The organism is Serratia sp. CMO1, from assembly GCF_015689115.1.
GTDB classification, from domain to species: Bacteria; Pseudomonadota; Gammaproteobacteria; order Enterobacterales; family Enterobacteriaceae; genus Serratia; species Serratia marcescens.
In genome coordinates this window covers 4,297,631-4,313,077 of record NZ_CP065032.1, presented here as the reverse complement: position 1 = coordinate 4,313,077, position 15,447 = coordinate 4,297,631, and the positions used below count along the sequence as shown (strand labels likewise).

The window sequence follows — 15,447 nt, the reverse complement described above, 5'->3', positions numbered from 1 at the left end:
CCGCAGGGCGCGCCGGCGCTTAGAGGCGGAACTCTTCGCCCAGATAAACGCGTTTAACCTGCTCGTCGGCCAGAATAGCATCCGGCGTGCCGTGGGCAATCAGTTTGCCCTGGCTGACGATGTAGGCGCGTTCACACACGTCCAGCGTCTCGCGCACGTTGTGGTCGGTGATCAGCACGCCTAGGCCGCTGTCACGCAGGTGCTCGATGATTTTTTTGATGTCGATAACGGAAATCGGATCCACCCCGGCGAAGGGTTCGTCCAGCAGAATGAATTTCGGGTTGGCCGCCAGCGCGCGGGCGATTTCGACGCGGCGGCGTTCACCGCCGGACAGCGCCTGGCCGAGGCTGTCGCGCAGATGGGAGATATGGAACTCTTCCATCAGCTCTTTGGCGCGGTCTTCGCGCTGTTCGCTGGTGAGGTCGGGGCGAATCTCCAGCACCGCCATCAGGTTGTCGTACACGCTCAGGCGGCGGAAGATCGACGCTTCCTGCGGCAGGTAACCAATGCCGCGGCGCGCGCGGGCGTGCAGCGGCAGCAGGCTGATGTCTTCTTCGTCGATCACGATGCGCCCGGCGTCGCGCGGCACGATGCCGACCACCATGTAGAAGGTGGTGGTTTTACCGGCGCCGTTCGGGCCGAGCAGGCCGACGATCTCGCCGGATTTCACTTTCAGGCTGACGTCTTCGACAACTTTACGGCCCTTGTAGGCTTTCGCCAGGTTTTCTGCGATGAGTGTTGCCATAAGTGATTAGTTACTCTTTTTTTGCTCGTTTTTGTCTTGCAACTGCGACGGTACCAGAACCGTTGTCACGCGTTTGCCTTTATCGCTAAACGCCTGCATTTGCTGCTGTTGCACCAGATAGGTGATGCGATCGCCTTTCACGTTGCTGTCGAGCTGCTCCAGATAGGCGTTGCCCGTCAGGGTCACCAGCTGGGTCGCCACGTCGTAACGCACTTTCTGCGCGTGGCCTTTGACCGGCTTGCCGCTGTCCTGCATCTGGTAGAAGGTTACCGGGTTGCCGAACGCTTCAATATAGGTCTTATTCTGATCTCCGCCCGGGCGGGTGACGACCACCTTGTCGGCGCGAATATCGATGGTGCCCTGTTTGATCACCACGTTGTCGGTGAAGGTGCTGACGTTGCTTTGCATGTCCAACGACTGCTTGAGCGAGTCGATGCTGACCGGCTGGCTGGAGTCGGATTTCAGCGCCAGAGCGGGGGCGCTGGCGGCCAAAACTAAGCTGCCGAGCAACAGGTTACGGAGTTGTTTTTTGGTTCTGAATTTCATAGTTGGTCTTAACCTTATCAATCAGCTCAGCGGTTTTGGTCCGCAGGTTCCCACGCATTTTCATGCCGTTAGAGGTAAAATTGGTCCCGTAAAGCGTGACTTCGTCATCGGAGGTGACGTCTTGGGTGACCAGGTTTACCTGAGCGTTGTCCGTCTTAATTTTTTCCAGCTGCGAGGTGGTGGTCAGGCTGTTCACCTCGACGTGACCATACAGATACAGCATTCGGTCTTTAGTCAGTTTGGCGCGATCGGCGCGAACTGACCAGGTGGCCACCGCATTCTCATCGAACAGCGTCATCACCGGCTGGGTGAACCAGCTCAGCTCGCCGGCGGTGTAATACTTCGCGTCTTCCGCCACCAGTTTGTAATTCAGCTTGCCGGCCGGGTTGTACACCACGGTGACCGTGTGCTGGCTCTGGTAGGTCGGATCCTGATCGTTGACCGGGCCAGGGGCCGTGTCGTCGCTGAAGTCCGTCATGTTCCAGCCGATCAGCGCCAGAACGATCACCGTCAACAGGATGGTGATCCACAGTTTGGTTTTACTCATATCGACAGCCCTTTGGCGTCCTCCAGCTTATTTTGAGCCAAAAGAATGATGTCGCACAGTTCGCGCACCGCGCCGCGGCCGCCGGCAATGCGGGTGACGTAGTGGGCGCGCGGCGTCAGCAGCGGGTGGGCGTCCGCCACCGCGACCGCCAGGCCGACCTGCGCCATCACCGGCCAGTCGATCAGGTCATCGCCGATATAGGCGACCTGATCCGCCGTTAACGACAGTTTATCCAACAGTTCGCGGAAGGCCAAAAGCTTATCGGATTGCCCCTGATACAGATGGGTGATGCCGAGCGTCTGCGCGCGATCTTCCAGCAGCTTGGCGGAGCGACCGGTGATGATCGCCACCTCGATGTCCGAGGTTTTCAAGCAGCGGATGCCGTAACCGTCGCGCACGTTGAACGCCTTCAGTTCTTCACCGTTGTTGCCCATGAAGATCAGGCCGTCCGACAGCACGCCGTCAACGTCGCAAATCAACAGGCGGATGTTCCCGGCACGCGCCATAACCTCTTGTTCTACCGGCCCGTAGCAGGTTTCTACCATACCCATTCCGTTCTATTCCTTAATTAAACGACGCCGGCGCGCAGCATGTCATGCATATGTACCACACCCAGCAACTGGTCGCCATCGGCAACCAGCAGCGCGGTGATGTGGCGTTGTTGCATCAGGTTCAATGCATCGACCGCCAGGAGGTTGGGGCGCACCCGCACGCCGCCCGGCGTCATGACATCGGCGATCTTCGCCTCGTGCAGGTTGATGCCCATGTCGAACACCCGGCGCAGGTCGCCATCGGTAAAGATGCCGGCGATTTTCATCAAATCGTCGCAGATCACCGTCAGGCCCAGATTTTTGCGGGTAATTTCCAGCAACGCGTCGCGCAACGAGGCGTCGGCGCTGACGTGGGGTATTTCATCGCCGCTGTGCATGATATCGCTAACCCGCAGCAGCAGTTTGCGGCCGAGTGCGCCGCCCGGATGCGACAGCGCGAAATCTTCCGGCGTGAAACCACGCGCTTTCAGCAGCGCGACGGCCAGCGCATCGCCCATCACCAGCGTGGCGGTGGTGCTGGTGGTCGGCGCCAGCCCCAGCGGGCACGCTTCCTGCGGCACCTTGATGCACAGGTGGATATCCGCCGCTTTACCCATCGCGCTTTCCGGATTGTTGGTCATACAGATGAGGGTGATCTGTTGGCGTTTCAACACCGGGATCAGCGCCAGGATCTCGCTGGACTCGCCGGAGTTGGAGATGGCGAGCACGATGTCCTGCGGGGTGACCATGCCCAAATCGCCATGGCTGGCCTCCGCCGGATGAACGAAGAATGAGGGCGTGCCGGTGCTGGCGAAGGTCGCGGCGATCTTGCAGCCGATATGGCCGGATTTGCCCATGCCCATCACCACCACTTTGCCGCCGCAGGCGGCGATCGTTTCGCAGGCGCGGGTGAAGTCTGCGTTGATGTAGCGATCGAGCTGGGCCAGCCCTTCACGCTCTATCTGAAGCACTTCTTTACCGGCCTGTTGAAAATCGAAGCCCGGTTGCAACTCAATGTTCGACATACTCATTCCCGTCGGTTTAGCCGAAAGTACTGAAAGGGTTAAAGAACAGCACCGCAAGATACGCAATAAAGCCGCATAATAACAGCGCGCCCGCCAGGTGGCCGATGCGATGTTTGCGGCCGATGCACAGCACGCTCAGCAGCACGCTGGCCGCCAGCATCACCCAGTAATCGCGCTGGAAGGCGGCGGTGTCTACGCTGCCCGGCGACAGCAGGGCGGGTACGCCCAGCACGATCACCGTGTTGAAAATATTGGAGCCGATGATATTGCCAATCGCCATATCATCCTCGCCCTTCAGCGCCCCGGCGATGGAGGTGGCCAGTTCGGGCAGGCTGGTGCCGATGGCGATAATGGTCAAACCGACCACCAGTTCGCTCAGGCCGAAATAGTGCGCGATCACCGTCGCGTTATCGACCACCATTCTGGAAGAGAGCGGCAGAATGATAAACGCCAGCACCAGCCACAGCACCGCCACGGTATTGCTGCTGTCCTGCGGCAGCTCGGCGATCTGCTCCATAGTCAGGCTGTCGCTGCCCTCGCGCTGTGCCAGCCGGGCGATTTTCAGCATCAGCAGGATGAAGCCGGCGGCGGCGGCCAGCAGCAGCACGCCGTCCAGCCTGCTCAGGGTGCCGTCCATCAACACGAAACCGCATAATACTGTGACCGCTAACATCAGCGGCAGTTCGCGCCGCAGTATCTCAGAGCGCGCGGCCAGCGGGTGAATCAACGCCGCCACGCCCAGGATCAATAAAATGTTGGTGATGTTGGAACCGACTACGTTGCCAACGGCCATATCTATCTGCCCGTTCAGCGCGGCGGTGGTGGACACGATCAGCTCCGGCAGCGAAGTGCCGATGCCGACGATGGTCATGCCGATGATCAACGGCGGTACGCCGAGCGAGCGGGAAATCACGGCAGCACCATAAACTAAGCGGTCTGCACCGTACACCAGTAGAAATAAACCAACGATTAATAATGCTATCGCGAGAAACATGCAGGGTCCTTTGTCGGGTATTATCCCGGTTCGTTGGTTAAAGCCGTCAATGCGGCGGTATTGCTTGCCCTCCGTTGCGCGCGTTTGAGCCGCAGCAACGGTTTTCCCCGGCTAATAGTTGAACAGTTTCGTTTTTTTTCGTTATGGCGCCAATTTTGACCGGGTGGCGCGGAAAAGTAAAACCAATGGCACCATTGGTTGCGAAATGGCAGTAAGTTTTTGTAAAGATGAGACGGATTGCGCCCATTGCTTTAACATCACGGGTAGATTCAGCAAAAGATGAGTCGTAAAGGGTCCATTAACATGCTCCAAAAGGCAGATAATTTGGTCGAAGTGCGCGACATGAGCTTCTCGCGCGGCGACCGACGGATATTTGAAGACATCAACCTGACGGTGCCTCGCGGTAAGGTCACGGCGATCATGGGGCCATCGGGCATCGGCAAAACCACGCTGCTGCGCCTGATAGGCGGCCAGCTGGCGCCGGACAGCGGGGAGATTTGGTTCGACGGCGACAACATTCCCGCGTTGTCCCGCCGTCAGTTATACGACGCGCGCAAAAAAATGAGCATGCTGTTCCAGTCTGGCGCGCTGTTTACCGATTTGACCGTATTCGAAAACGTGGCCTACCCGCTGCGCGAGCACAGCAACCTGCCGGAGCCTTTGTTGCGCAGCACGGTGCTGATGAAGCTGGAAGCGGTGGGGCTGCGCGGCGCGGCTCAGCTGATGCCCAACGAGCTTTCCGGCGGCATGGCGCGCCGGGCGGCGTTGGCGCGCGCGATCGCGCTGGACCCGGAAATGATCATGTTCGACGAACCTTTCGTTGGCCAGGATCCGATCACCATGGGAGTGCTGGTCAAGCTGATCGATGAGCTGAACCATGCGCTGGGCATTACCTGCATCGTGGTGTCGCACGACGTACCGGAGGTGCTGAGCATCGCCGACTACGCCTACATCGTGGCCGACCACCGGGTGATCGCCGAAGGCACCACGCAGCAATTGCAGAACAATCCTGATGCGCGCGTGCGCCAGTTCCTGGATGGTATAGCGGATGGGCCGGTGCCGTTCCGCTATCCGGCCGGGGATTATCAGACCGAACTGCTAGGCTTAGGGAGTAAATAAGCTCATGTTATTAAGAGCGTTAGCGTCGTTGGGGCGCAGTGGCATCAACACCAGCGCCAGCTTCGGCCGCGCGGGGTTGATGCTGTTCAACGCGTTGATTGGCCGGCCGGAACCCGGCAAGCAGTGGCCGCTGCTGTTGAAACAGCTCTACAGCGTCGGCGTGCAGTCGCTGCTGATCATCATGGTCTCCGGGCTGTTTATCGGCATGGTGCTGGGCCTGCAGGGCTATATCGTGCTCACCACCTACAGCGCCGAGGCCAGCCTCGGCATGATGGTGGCGCTGTCGCTGCTGCGCGAACTGGGGCCGGTGGTCACGGCGCTGCTGTTCGCCGGCCGCGCCGGTTCCGCGCTCACGGCGGAAATCGGCCTGATGAAGGCGACGGAGCAGATCTCCAGCCTGGAAATGATGGCGGTCGATCCGCTGCGGCGCATCGTGGCGCCGCGCTTCTGGGCCGGGCTGATCAGCATGCCGCTATTGACCATCATTTTCGTGGCGATCGGCATTTGGGGCGGCTCGGTGGTCGGCGTGGACTGGAAAGGCATCGACAGCGGCTTCTTCTGGTCGGCGATGCAGGGCGCCGTGGAGTGGAAAAAAGATCTGCTCAACTGCCTGATCAAAAGCGTGGTATTCGCCATTACCGTAACCTGGATTGCCATTTTCAATGGGTACGACGCCGTGCCTACCTCTGAAGGGATTAGCCGGGCGACGACGCGTACCGTGGTGCATTCGTCACTGGCGGTGTTGGGATTGGATTTCGTGCTGACCGCACTGATGTTTGGGAATTGATTCGATGCAAACGAAGAAGAGTGAAATCTGGGTTGGGGCATTTATGCTGATCGCGCTGTGCGCCATCGTGTTTATCTGCCTGCAGGTGGCGAACCTTAAATCGATCGGCAGCGAGCCGACCTACCGCATTTACGCGACGTTCGACAACATCGGCGGCCTGAAACCGCGTTCGCCGGTGAAGATTGGCGGCGTGGTGATCGGCCGCGTGGCGGACATCGAACTCGATTCGAAAACCTACACGCCGCGCGTGGCGCTGGATATCCAGAAAAAGTACGACCAAATCCCGGATACCAGCTCGCTGGCGATCCGCACCTCCGGCCTGCTGGGCGAGCAATATCTGGCGCTTAACGTGGGCTTCGAAGATCCTGATATGGGCACCACCATCCTGAAAGATGGCGGCACCATTCAGGACACCAAATCAGCCATGGTTCTGGAAGACCTGATCGGCCAGTTCCTGTATAAAAGCGGCGGTCAGGACAGCGCCAAATCGGGAGACGCGGCCGCTGAGCCGGCTGCCGGCGCCGCACCGCAACCCGCTGTTCCAAATCATTAAGAGAGGATACCTGCATGTTTAAACGTTTACTGATGGTGGCTCTGCTGGTGGTTGCACCGCTGGCGAGCGCAGCCGACCAAACCAATCCTTACAGCATGATGCAAGAAGCGGCGCAGAAGACTTTCAGCCGTTTGAAGAACGAACAGCCGAAGATCAAGCAGGACCCGAACTACCTGCGTGCCATCGTGCATCAGGAACTGATGCCGTTCGTGCAGGTGAAATACGCTGGCGCGCTGGTGCTGGGGCGTTACTACAAAGAGGCAACGCCTGCGCAGCGCGAAGCTTACTTCACCGCCTTCCAGGCTTACCTGGAGCAGGCTTACGGCCAGGCGCTGGCGATGTATCACGGCCAGACTTACCAGATCGCGCCTGAACAGCCGCTGGGCAATGCCGACATCGTGGCTATTCGCGTCACCATCATCGACAACGGTGGCCGTCCGCCGGTGCGTCTGGATTTCCAATGGCGCAAGAACAGCAAAACCGGCTACTGGCAGGCGTATGACATGATCGCCGAAGGCGTCAGCATGATCACCACCAAGCAAAATGAGTGGGCGTCTACGCTGCGTACTCAGGGCATCGACGGCCTGACCAAACAGCTGCAGGCCGCCGCCGCGCAGCCTATCACGCTGGACAAGAAAAACTGATGTCGGCAGCGCTCAGCTTCGAATCAGAGCAGCAGACGCTGATCCTGCGCGGTGAACTGGATCGGGAAACGCTGCAGCCGCTGTGGCGGCAGCGCGACGCGCTGATGGCGGATAAAACCGCGATCGACGTGGCGCAACTGCAGCGCGTGGACTCCGCCGGGCTGGCGCTGTTGCTGCATCTGCAGGAAGAGCAGCGCGAGCGCGGCGTAGCGCTGAAAATTTTCGGCGCCACCGAGCGCCTGAAAACGCTGATCGCGCTCTACAACCTGCAGGCGATAATGCCTGTCGATACCGCCGGTTAGCGGTGTTTTACGCCGCTCTTGCGTGGCAAAACGATACAAAGCCCCTGTTATGCAGGGGCTTTTTCTTTAGTTTAAGAAAACATCGTATTCCACTAAGATACTAGGCTGTTTATGATCCTTTAGCGGCAGAACTGGATACTATGGAAACCAACGAGATTAAAGACGTGCTGATGCAGGCATTGGCACTGGATGAAGTACATGTGACGGGCGACGGTAGCCATTTTCAGGCGATTGTGGTCGGTGAACTGTTCGCCGGCATGAGCCGCGTCAAAAAACAGCAGACGGTTTACGCACCGCTGATGGAATACATTGCGGACAACCGCATTCATGCCTTGTCTATTAAGGCGTACACCCCTGAAGAGTGGCAGCGAGACCGCAAACTCAACGGATTTTAAGGCTGTTTGCCCTGCCGGGCGGGCAGCTTCAGATTAGATAACAGAGAGTAGTCAGATGGATAAATTTCGTGTGCAGGGTCGGACCCGCCTGAGCGGTGAAGTGTCTATTTCCGGGGCCAAAAACGCCGCCCTGCCGATCCTGTTCGCCGCCCTGTTGGCGGAAGAGCCGGTCGAGCTGCAGAATGTCCCCAAGCTGAAGGACATCGACACCACCATTAAACTACTCAACCAGTTGGGTACCAAGATTGAGCGCAACGGTTCGGTCTTCGTGGACGCCAGCGGCGTGAACGAGTTTTGCGCCCCTTACGATCTGGTGAAAACCATGCGCGCTTCCATTTGGGCGCTGGGGCCGCTGGTGGCGCGTTTCGGCCGTGGCCAGGTTTCCCTGCCGGGCGGCTGCGCGATTGGCGCGCGTCCGGTCGATCTGCACATCACCGGCCTGGAGCAGTTGGGCGCCGAGATCAAGCTGGAAGAAGGCTACGTCAAGGCGTCCGTCGAGGGCCGTCTGAAGGGCGCGCACATCGTCATGGACAAGGTGAGCGTGGGCGCGACCGTGACCATCATGAGCGCCGCGACCCTGGCGACCGGCACCACCGTTATCGAAAACGCCGCGCGTGAGCCGGAAATTGTCGATACCGCCAACTTCCTCAACACGCTGGGCGCGAAGATCAGCGGCGCCGGCAGTGACAAGATCACCATCGAGGGCGTCGAGCGTCTGGGCGGCGGCGTGTACCGCGTGCTGCCTGACCGCATCGAGACCGGCACCTTCCTGATCGCCGCCGCGGTTTCCGGCGGCAAAGTGATGTGCCGCAACACCCGTCCGGACACGCTGGATGCGGTGCTGGCCAAGCTGCGCGAAGCCGGTGCCGATATCGAAGTGGGCGAAGACTGGATCAGCCTGGACATGCACGGCAAACGCCCGAAAGCGGTCACCGTGCGCACCGCGCCGCACCCGGGCTTCCCGACCGACATGCAGGCCCAGTTCAGCCTGCTGAACCTGGTGGCGGAAGGCACTGGCGTTATCACCGAAACCATCTTCGAAAATCGCTTCATGCACGTGCCGGAATTGATCCGCATGGGCGCGCACGCGGAGATCGAGAGCAACACCGTGATCTGTCATGGCGTTGAACAGCTGTCCGGTGCTCAAGTGATGGCGACCGATCTGCGCGCTTCCGCCAGCCTGGTGATCGCCGGCTGCATCGCCGACGGCGTGACCGTCGTCGATCGCATCTATCACATCGATCGCGGCTATGAGCGTATTGAAGACAAGCTGCGCGCGCTGGGTGCGAACATCGAACGTGTGAAAGGCGAGTAAGTCATTAGCGCCGGCGCGGCTGCGTCGGCAGGATGAATAGCAAAGGGCCGGCTATCAATGCCGGCCCTTTTTTAATTGCTGTCTTCCGGGAATTCACCCACCGTCATTTTTAACGTAATGCGTTTGCCGTCGCGCAGCACGATAACCGGTATCTCGGTGCCCGGTCTGATCTCCGCCACCTGATCCATGGTCTCCAGCACGGATACCGCCGGTTTGTTATCCACGTTGATGATGATGTCGTTGATCTGGAAGCCGGCGTTGTTCGCCGGGCCGTTCGGCGTAATCTCGGTCACGATGATGCCCTGCAGGCGATCGATGCCGGAATTGGACGAGCGCAGCGGAATGATCTCCTTGCCCTGAATACCGAAATAGCCGCGGATAACGCGGCCGTCGCGGATCAGCTTGTCCATGATCTTGGTGGCCAGTTCGATCGGGATCGCAAAGCCCAGCCCTTCCGGCGTTTCGCCGTCGGTGATTTTGTCATAGGTCAGGGTGTTGATACCGATCAGCTCACCCAGCGAGTTGACCAGCGCGCCGCCGGAGTTGCCGCGGTTGATTGAGGCGTCGGTCTGCAGGAACGTCTGCCGGCCGGTGGTGCTCATACTGATGCGCCCGGTGGCGCTGAGGATGCCCTGAGTGACGGTCTGCCCCAGGTTATACGGGTTGCCGATCGCCAGCACCACATCGCCGACGTGGGCAACGCGGTTTTTGTTGGTCGGGATCACCGGCAGGTTGCCGGGATCGATCTTCAGCACCGCCAAATCGGTCAGGCCGTCGGAGCCCACCAGCAGCGCTTCGTAACGGCGGCCATCCTGCAACACCACGGTGATCTGCTGTGCGTCTTTGATCACGTGGCGGTTGGTGATGATATAGCCGCGTTCGTTCATGATCACGCCGGAACCGAGCGACAGCACGTTGGCGGCGCCGTTCAGGTTGCGGTTGTAGATGTTCACCACGGCAGGGGCGGCGCGGCGCACCGCCTTGTTGTAGCTCACCGGCGTTTCGTCGCTGGTATTCTCGGTTTTCTCTGCAAACAGACCGTTGGAAGAACGCAGCATGGGCAGAGCGGCCAACAACAGGCCGGCAACGATGAGACCGATAACGACAGAACGCAAGAGCTTAGCAAACATGGAGTTTTCGTGGTGTGGTGAACGATGTTCGGAGGATAGCATGAGTTAACCGGGCGCAGTATGTCACCGAGCCCGGTTTTTGCACAAATTAACGCAGCAGCAGATAAATGGTTTCGTTACCGCGCACGATATTGAGCGCCATCACCGGTGGTTTGGCTTCCAGCACCTTGCGCAGTGCGGTGATACTGTCTACGCGCTGGCGGTTGACGCCGATGATCACGTCGCCTTTTTGCAGGCCGATTTGCGCCGCCGTCGAGCCTTTATCCACGTTCTCCACCTTCACGCCCTTGTCGCCGCTCGGCAGCGCGCCGTTGCTGAGGGATACCCCCTGCAGCGCCGGCGACAGCGTTTCGGCGTTGGTCGAGGCGCTCTCGCTGTTGTCCAGCGTGACCGAGACTTCCTGCGGTTTACCGTCGCGCAGCAGGCCTACCTTGAGGGTTTTGCCCGGTGCGGTGGTGCCGACCTTGGCGCGCAGTTCGGCAAAACTGTTCACCGGTTTGCCGTCGACGGAAACCAGAATATCCCCGGCTTTGATGCCGGCCTTGGCGGCGGCAGATTTCGGCAACACTTCGCTGACGAAGGCGCCGCGCTGCGCGTCGGTGTTGAAGGCTTTAGCCATGTCCGGGGTCATTTCACTGCCCTTGATGCCAAGCAGGCCGCGTTTCACTTCGCCGAATTCGATCAGCTGCTGGCTCAGGTTCTGCGCCATATTGCTCGGAATGGCGAAGCCGATGCCGACGTTGCCGCCGCTCGGCGCCAGAATGGCGGTATTGATGCCGATCAGTTCGCCGTTCAGGTTAACCAGCGCGCCGCCGGAGTTGCCGCGGTTGATGGAGGCGTCGGTCTGAATGAAGTTTTCCAGCCCTTCCAGATTCAGGCCGGTGCGGCCCAGCGCCGAGATGATGCCGGAGGTGGCGGTTTGGCCCAGGCCGAACGGGTTGCCGACCGCCACGGCGAAGTCGCCGACGCGCAGCTGGTCGGAATCGGCCATCTTGATGGCGGTCAGGTTTTTGGTATCGCTGAGCTGCAGCAGGGCGATGTCGGATTGTTCATCGCGCCCGACCAGCTTGGCGTCCAGCTCGCGGCCGTCGTTCAACTGCACGCGGATTTTGTCGGCGTTGTTGATGACGTGGTTGTTGGTCAGCACGTAGCCCTTGGCGGCGTCGATGATCACGCCGGATCCCAACCCTTCAAAAGGGCGGGAGCTCTGCTGTTGGCCGGGGAAATTGGGGCCGAAGAAGCGTCTGAACTCTTCCGGCAGCTGTTGACGCTGCACCTGGGTGCCTGCGACATGCACGCTCACTACGGCGGGCAAGACTTTTTCCAGCATCGGCGCCAGGCTCGGCAGCGGCTGCCCCTGCACGGCGACGGGCAGGGCCGCGTTGGCCGCCGGTGCGGCGCTGAGCGCCAGGCCGAGGCTCATTGCCAATGCACTAAGAATTAACGACTTTTTCTTCATTGATGATAACTCTCTCAATACCTGCCGATGAAAATTTGATGATAAGGCAATCGCCTTGTCATAGTGAAGGGTAAGACCGTGAATTTGCGTGCAAAGTTCAGTAAAGGTAATGCGAAGGAAGGTCAATATGGCGCAAACGGGATTAACCCCGCGGGTGGCCCCGCGGGCGAAGAAAGAATATCAGTCGCGGCGTGCGCTTTGACCGCGCAGCAGGCCGGAGGCCCCTTCAGAATAGTCGCGCGGCATTTCCACCGGCGCCTGATCGTTGTCCGCTTCCGCTTCGGTCAGGCGATAGCGGAACGGGTTCTCCTGCATCGGCAGATCCGGCAGCAGGTTGTTGGAGCTTTTCGCCATGTGCTGATACAGCTGGCGATAATCGCGCGCCATGTTGTCCAGCAGCTCGGCGCTGCGGGCAAAGTGGCCGACCAGCTCCTGACGGTACTCTTCCAGCTCGGTTTTGCTCTTGTCCAGCTCGTTCTGCAGGACTTGTTGTTGACGTAATTTACGGTTGCCAAAACGCATCGCCACCGCACCAATCACGATACCGACGACCAAACCAATCAGCGCATACTCCCAGGTCATGATGACTCCTATTTTGACTTCGTTGTTCCGCAGGGATTTTTCACTTAATAATATCCACTATAACCGTTAACCTTGTCCGAGTGGAATCCTGATGCGCTTCCACCTGGTTTTCACAGGGTTTTCAGCGGCGCCCGCAGCGGGCATTTGTGGCGATAACGGTGCGAATCGGCATCAACTTGCCGCCAACGTTGGCTAAATAATTTCTAAGCGTTCTTAGGGAACATCGAACAGATGCAGGCACTATCACCGTTATCTCGCTACCAGCAGGCGCTGGAGGCGGGGGAATATCAGGCCGATGAGGTTCAACGCCGGGCCGTCACTCAACTGGATCGCATTTATCAGGCTCTGCTGCAAAAGCCGGCGGCGAGCGCGCCGGCCGGCGGGCTGCGCGGCAAGCTCAGCCGCTTGCTGGGCAAGGGCGGCGAAACGGCGCCTCAGCGCCCGGTGCAGGGGCTGTACATGTGGGGCGGCGTCGGGCGCGGCAAAACCTGGTTGATGGATATGTTCTTCCACAGTCTGCCGGGCGATCGCAAAATGCGCCTGCACTTCCACCGCTTCATGCTGCGGGTGCATGAAGAGCTGACCGAGTTGCAGGGGCGGGAAAACCCGCTGGAAATCGTCGCCGACGGCTTCAAGGCCGAGACCGACGTGCTGTGCTTCGACGAATTCTTCGTCTCCGACATCACCGACGCCATGCTGTTGGCCACGCTGCTGCAGGCGCTGTTCGCGCGCGGCATCACGCTGGTGGCCACGTCGAACATCCCGCCGGACGATCTGTACCGCAACGGCCTGCAGCGGGCGCGTTTCCTGCCGGCTATCGATCTGATCAACGAGTACTGCGACGTGATGAACGTCGACGCCGGCATCGACTATCGTCTGCGCACCCTGACCCAGGCGCACCTCTACCTGACGCCGCTGAGCGACCAGACGCGCGAGGCGCTGGATCGGATGTTCGTCAAGCTGGCGGGCAAGGCGGGGGAGGACGCGCCGGTGCTGCAGATCAACCATCGGCCGCTGCAGGCGATCCGTTCGGTGGACGGCGTGCTGGCGGTGGATTTCCACACGCTGTGCGAAGAGGCGCGCAGCCAGCTGGATTACATCGCGCTGTCGCGGCTGTACCACAGCGTGATCCTGTATAATGTGCAGGTGATGGGGCCGCTGAAAGAGAATACCGCGCGCCGTTTCCTGGCGCTGGTGGATGAATTCTACGAGCGGCACATCAAGCTGGTGATCGGCGCCGAAGCGTCGATGTTTGAGATCTATCAGGGGGTGCAGCTGAAATTTGAATTCCAGCGCTGCCTGTCGCGCCTGCAGGAAATGCAGAGCGAAGAGTACCTCAAGCTGCCGCATCTGCCCTGAGCCCGCCGGGCCTATCGCCGGTTGTCCGCCGCCGGCGATAAATTTATTTTCCATTCAAAAACCGTTCGATCTTTGTGAGCGACTTCTCTATAATCTTGCGACCCCACGTTACAACAAAGTTTTTTTTCCCAAAAACTTTATAGTGCCGGCAATGGCTATTCGAAGGGGTAGGTTTGCTGGACTTGTATGGTCGTGTGAGCCTCAACTGTTTTCGAGCGTTTGGGTGTTCACCAACGTGTAACTAATTATTGGGTAAGCTTTCTAATGAAAACTTTTACAGCTAAACCAGAAACCGTAAAACGCGACTGGTACGTTGTTGATGCAGATGGTAAAACTTTAGGCCGTCTCGCTACTGAACTGGCTCGTCGCCTGCGCGGCAAGCATAAAGCGGAATACACCCCGCACGTGGATACCGGTGATTACATCATCGTTCTGAACGCTGACAAAGTTGCTGTAACCGGCAACAAGCGTACAGACAAAGTGTACTACCACCACACCGGCCACATCGGTGGTATCAAGCAAGCGACCTTTGAAGAGATGATTGCCCGCCGTCCTGAGCGCGTGATTGAAATCGCGGTTAAAGGCATGCTGCCAAAGGGCCCGCTGGGTCGTGCTATGTTCCGTAAACTGAAAGTTTACGCGGGCACCGAGCACAATCACGCGGCACAGCAACCGCAAGTTCTGGACATTTAATCGGGATTAATGGCAATGGCTGAAAATCAATACTACGGCACTGGTCGCCGCAAAAGCTCCGCCGCTCGCGTCTTCATCAAGCCGGGCAACGGTAACATCGTTATCAACCAGCGCAGCCTGGAACAGTACTTCGGTCGCGAAACTGCCCGCATGGTAGTTCGTCAGCCGCTGGAACTGGTCGACATGGTTGGCAAACTGGACCTGTACATCACCGTTAAAGGTGGTGGTATCTCCGGTCAAGCTGGCGCTATCCGTCACGGTATCACCCGTGCACTGATGGAATACGATGAGACTCTGCGTTCTGAACTGCGTAAAGCTGGCTTCGTCACCCGTGACGCTCGTCAGGTTGAACGTAAGAAAGTCGGTCTGCGTAAAGCACGTCGTCGTCCGCAGTTCTCCAAGCGTTAATTTTCGCTGCTTCGGCAGTGCGATTTACGCAAAAAACCCGGTGCTTCACCGGGTTTTTTTACGCCTGAAATCCGCCGTCCCCGACTAAAATCTGTGGCATATCAGACAATTCAACATGAATTCGCCGCACCGTCCCCACAAAACAAGCAGAATCTGGTAAACTATCACCCACTTTTGCGCCTGTTCGCCGTGCAGTTGACCTCCTGGGCCGGTTTTTTATGGGCTCGGGTCGCGCTGCGTGCTGCCGGCCTGCGGCAAGATTATTCAGGATAGCAGCCTGTCAGTTGGCTATTCGCAGTATTTTCTAGATAACT

19 protein-coding genes are annotated in these 15,447 nt (G+C 59.0%); 10 read left to right on the top strand and 9 right to left on the bottom strand.

Translation table 11 applies throughout. From position 1 onward, the window contains the following. Nucleotides 1-19: 19 nt before the first annotated feature. The 6 genes from lptB to IT763_RS20500 are packed head-to-tail and all read right to left on the bottom strand — an operon-like array spanning nucleotide 20 to nucleotide 4,387. Complete coding sequence (lptB, locus tag IT763_RS20525) at nucleotides 20-745, bottom strand: LPS export ABC transporter ATP-binding protein (protein ID WP_004937040.1); 726 nt, start codon at nucleotides 743-745, stop codon at nucleotides 20-22. 6 nt (nucleotides 746-751) lie between these two features. Further along, complete coding sequence (gene lptA / locus IT763_RS20520; protein ID WP_028127535.1) at nucleotides 752-1,291, bottom strand: lipopolysaccharide ABC transporter substrate-binding protein LptA; 540 nt, start codon at nucleotides 1,289-1,291, stop codon at nucleotides 752-754. Further along, on the bottom strand, nucleotides 1,260-1,838 hold the full coding sequence (gene lptC / locus IT763_RS20515) for an LPS export ABC transporter periplasmic protein LptC (protein ID WP_016930209.1): 579 nt from the start codon (nucleotides 1,836-1,838) through the stop codon (nucleotides 1,260-1,262). Before lptC ends, lptA begins: the two co-directional genes overlap by 32 nt. Further along, complete coding sequence (gene kdsC, locus IT763_RS20510; RefSeq protein WP_021505108.1) at nucleotides 1,835-2,389, bottom strand: 3-deoxy-manno-octulosonate-8-phosphatase KdsC; 555 nt, start codon at nucleotides 2,387-2,389, stop codon at nucleotides 1,835-1,837. Before kdsC ends, lptC begins: the two co-directional genes overlap by 4 nt. Before the next feature lie 17 nt (nucleotides 2,390-2,406). Beyond that, complete coding sequence (gene kdsD, locus IT763_RS20505; protein WP_016930207.1) at nucleotides 2,407-3,393, bottom strand: arabinose-5-phosphate isomerase KdsD; 987 nt, start codon at nucleotides 3,391-3,393, stop codon at nucleotides 2,407-2,409. Between the two features lie 16 nt (nucleotides 3,394-3,409). Then, on the bottom strand, nucleotides 3,410-4,387 hold the full coding sequence (locus IT763_RS20500) for a calcium/sodium antiporter (protein ID WP_028127534.1): 978 nt from the start codon (nucleotides 4,385-4,387) through the stop codon (nucleotides 3,410-3,412). Between the two features lie 303 nt (nucleotides 4,388-4,690). Here IT763_RS20500 and mlaF point away from each other — a divergent pair, with 303 nt between their 5' ends. The 7 genes from mlaF to murA all read left to right on the top strand — a co-directional run bounded on the left by mlaF (nucleotide 4,691) and on the right by murA (nucleotide 9,502). Then, nucleotides 4,691-5,506 carry a phospholipid ABC transporter ATP-binding protein MlaF gene (gene mlaF / locus IT763_RS20495; protein WP_028127533.1) on the top strand — a complete coding sequence of 272 codons (816 nt, stop codon included), beginning with the start codon at nucleotides 4,691-4,693 and terminating at the stop codon, nucleotides 5,504-5,506. A 4-nt stretch (nucleotides 5,507-5,510) separates the two neighbouring features. Continuing rightward, nucleotides 5,511-6,293, top strand: coding sequence for a lipid asymmetry maintenance ABC transporter permease subunit MlaE (gene mlaE, locus IT763_RS20490; RefSeq protein WP_004937059.1), 783 nt, complete (start codon nucleotides 5,511-5,513; stop codon nucleotides 6,291-6,293). Nucleotides 6,294-6,297: 4 nt separating this feature from the next. Beyond that, nucleotides 6,298-6,846: an outer membrane lipid asymmetry maintenance protein MlaD gene (gene mlaD, locus IT763_RS20485; protein ID WP_004937061.1), complete on the top strand. Its 549-nt coding sequence runs from the start codon at nucleotides 6,298-6,300 to the stop codon at nucleotides 6,844-6,846. A 14-nt stretch (nucleotides 6,847-6,860) separates the two neighbouring features. After that, nucleotides 6,861-7,490 (top strand): phospholipid-binding protein MlaC, encoded by a 630-nt coding sequence (gene mlaC, locus IT763_RS20480; protein WP_004937063.1) that lies wholly within the window; start codon nucleotides 6,861-6,863, stop codon nucleotides 7,488-7,490. Next, nucleotides 7,490-7,792, top strand: coding sequence for a lipid asymmetry maintenance protein MlaB (gene mlaB / locus IT763_RS20475; protein ID WP_016930202.1), 303 nt, complete (start codon nucleotides 7,490-7,492; stop codon nucleotides 7,790-7,792). The genes mlaC and mlaB overlap by 1 nt, the downstream gene beginning before the upstream one ends. Nucleotides 7,793-7,932: 140 nt before the next feature. Next, a complete protein-coding gene (ibaG, locus tag IT763_RS20470) occupies nucleotides 7,933-8,187 on the top strand; it encodes a BolA family iron metabolism protein IbaG (RefSeq protein ID WP_004937066.1) in 255 nt (84 codons plus the stop codon). A 55-nt stretch (nucleotides 8,188-8,242) separates the two neighbouring features. Continuing rightward, the gene (gene murA / locus IT763_RS20465) at nucleotides 8,243-9,502 is read left to right on the top strand and encodes a UDP-N-acetylglucosamine 1-carboxyvinyltransferase (RefSeq protein WP_004937068.1); all 1,260 of its coding nucleotides are present in this window, start codon (nucleotides 8,243-8,245) and stop codon (nucleotides 9,500-9,502) included. 71 nt (nucleotides 9,503-9,573) lie between these two features. Here the strand turns inward: murA and degS are convergent, their stop codons facing one another. The 3 genes from degS to zapG form a co-directional block, all read right to left on the bottom strand. Beyond that, nucleotides 9,574-10,632, bottom strand: coding sequence for an outer membrane-stress sensor serine endopeptidase DegS (gene degS, locus IT763_RS20460; protein WP_049299901.1), 1,059 nt, complete (start codon nucleotides 10,630-10,632; stop codon nucleotides 9,574-9,576). An 88-nt stretch (nucleotides 10,633-10,720) separates the two neighbouring features. Continuing rightward, entirely contained in the window at nucleotides 10,721-12,091 is a 1,371-nt protein-coding gene (degQ, locus tag IT763_RS20455) for a serine endoprotease DegQ (RefSeq protein ID WP_004937072.1), read from the bottom strand. Between the two features lie 180 nt (nucleotides 12,092-12,271). Beyond that, on the bottom strand, nucleotides 12,272-12,673 hold the full coding sequence (gene zapG / locus IT763_RS20450) for a Z-ring associated protein ZapG (RefSeq protein ID WP_004937074.1): 402 nt from the start codon (nucleotides 12,671-12,673) through the stop codon (nucleotides 12,272-12,274). Between the two features lie 231 nt (nucleotides 12,674-12,904). Between zapG and zapE the strand changes: the two genes are divergently transcribed. From zapE to rpsI, 3 genes are all read left to right on the top strand, one after another. Beyond that, a complete protein-coding gene (gene zapE, locus IT763_RS20445) occupies nucleotides 12,905-14,032 on the top strand; it encodes a cell division protein ZapE (RefSeq protein WP_016930199.1) in 1,128 nt (375 codons plus the stop codon). 264 nt (nucleotides 14,033-14,296) lie between these two features. Then, nucleotides 14,297-14,725, top strand: a complete 429-nt coding sequence (gene rplM, locus IT763_RS20440) for a 50S ribosomal protein L13 (RefSeq protein WP_004937079.1) — start codon at nucleotides 14,297-14,299, stop codon at nucleotides 14,723-14,725. A gap of 15 nt (nucleotides 14,726-14,740) precedes the next feature. Beyond that, nucleotides 14,741-15,133 (top strand): 30S ribosomal protein S9, encoded by a 393-nt coding sequence (rpsI, locus tag IT763_RS20435; protein ID WP_004937080.1) that lies wholly within the window; start codon nucleotides 14,741-14,743, stop codon nucleotides 15,131-15,133. Nucleotides 15,134-15,447 lie beyond the last annotated feature (314 nt).

What these genes read in the sequence shown, in the direction of transcription:
- degQ (WP_004937072.1), bottom strand. Translation starts at nt 12,091, where the DNA reads ATGAAGAAAAAGTCGTTAATTCTTAGTGCATTGGCAATGAGCCTCGGC.
- murA (WP_004937068.1), top strand. Translation starts at nt 8,243, where the DNA reads ATGGATAAATTTCGTGTGCAGGGTCGGACCCGCCTGAGCGGTGAAGTG.
- zapE (WP_016930199.1), top strand. Translation starts at nt 12,905, where the DNA reads ATGCAGGCACTATCACCGTTATCTCGCTACCAGCAGGCGCTGGAGGCG.
- mlaE (WP_004937059.1), top strand. Translation starts at nt 5,511, where the DNA reads ATGTTATTAAGAGCGTTAGCGTCGTTGGGGCGCAGTGGCATCAACACC.
- rplM (WP_004937079.1), top strand. Translation starts at nt 14,297, where the DNA reads ATGAAAACTTTTACAGCTAAACCAGAAACCGTAAAACGCGACTGGTAC.
- mlaF (WP_028127533.1), top strand. Translation starts at nt 4,691, where the DNA reads ATGCTCCAAAAGGCAGATAATTTGGTCGAAGTGCGCGACATGAGCTTC.
- mlaB (WP_016930202.1), top strand. Translation starts at nt 7,490, where the DNA reads ATGTCGGCAGCGCTCAGCTTCGAATCAGAGCAGCAGACGCTGATCCTG.
- lptB (WP_004937040.1), bottom strand. Translation starts at nt 745, where the DNA reads ATGGCAACACTCATCGCAGAAAACCTGGCGAAAGCCTACAAGGGCCGT.
- degS (WP_049299901.1), bottom strand. Translation starts at nt 10,632, where the DNA reads ATGTTTGCTAAGCTCTTGCGTTCTGTCGTTATCGGTCTCATCGTTGCC.
- kdsC (WP_021505108.1), bottom strand. Translation starts at nt 2,389, where the DNA reads ATGGGTATGGTAGAAACCTGCTACGGGCCGGTAGAACAAGAGGTTATG.
- kdsD (WP_016930207.1), bottom strand. Translation starts at nt 3,393, where the DNA reads ATGTCGAACATTGAGTTGCAACCGGGCTTCGATTTTCAACAGGCCGGT.
- ibaG (WP_004937066.1), top strand. Translation starts at nt 7,933, where the DNA reads ATGGAAACCAACGAGATTAAAGACGTGCTGATGCAGGCATTGGCACTG.
- mlaC (WP_004937063.1), top strand. Translation starts at nt 6,861, where the DNA reads ATGTTTAAACGTTTACTGATGGTGGCTCTGCTGGTGGTTGCACCGCTG.
- mlaD (WP_004937061.1), top strand. Translation starts at nt 6,298, where the DNA reads ATGCAAACGAAGAAGAGTGAAATCTGGGTTGGGGCATTTATGCTGATC.
- IT763_RS20500 (WP_028127534.1), bottom strand. Translation starts at nt 4,387, where the DNA reads ATGTTTCTCGCGATAGCATTATTAATCGTTGGTTTATTTCTACTGGTG.
- rpsI (WP_004937080.1), top strand. Translation starts at nt 14,741, where the DNA reads ATGGCTGAAAATCAATACTACGGCACTGGTCGCCGCAAAAGCTCCGCC.
- zapG (WP_004937074.1), bottom strand. Translation starts at nt 12,673, where the DNA reads ATGACCTGGGAGTATGCGCTGATTGGTTTGGTCGTCGGTATCGTGATT.
- lptC (WP_016930209.1), bottom strand. Translation starts at nt 1,838, where the DNA reads ATGAGTAAAACCAAACTGTGGATCACCATCCTGTTGACGGTGATCGTT.
- lptA (WP_028127535.1), bottom strand. Translation starts at nt 1,291, where the DNA reads ATGAAATTCAGAACCAAAAAACAACTCCGTAACCTGTTGCTCGGCAGC.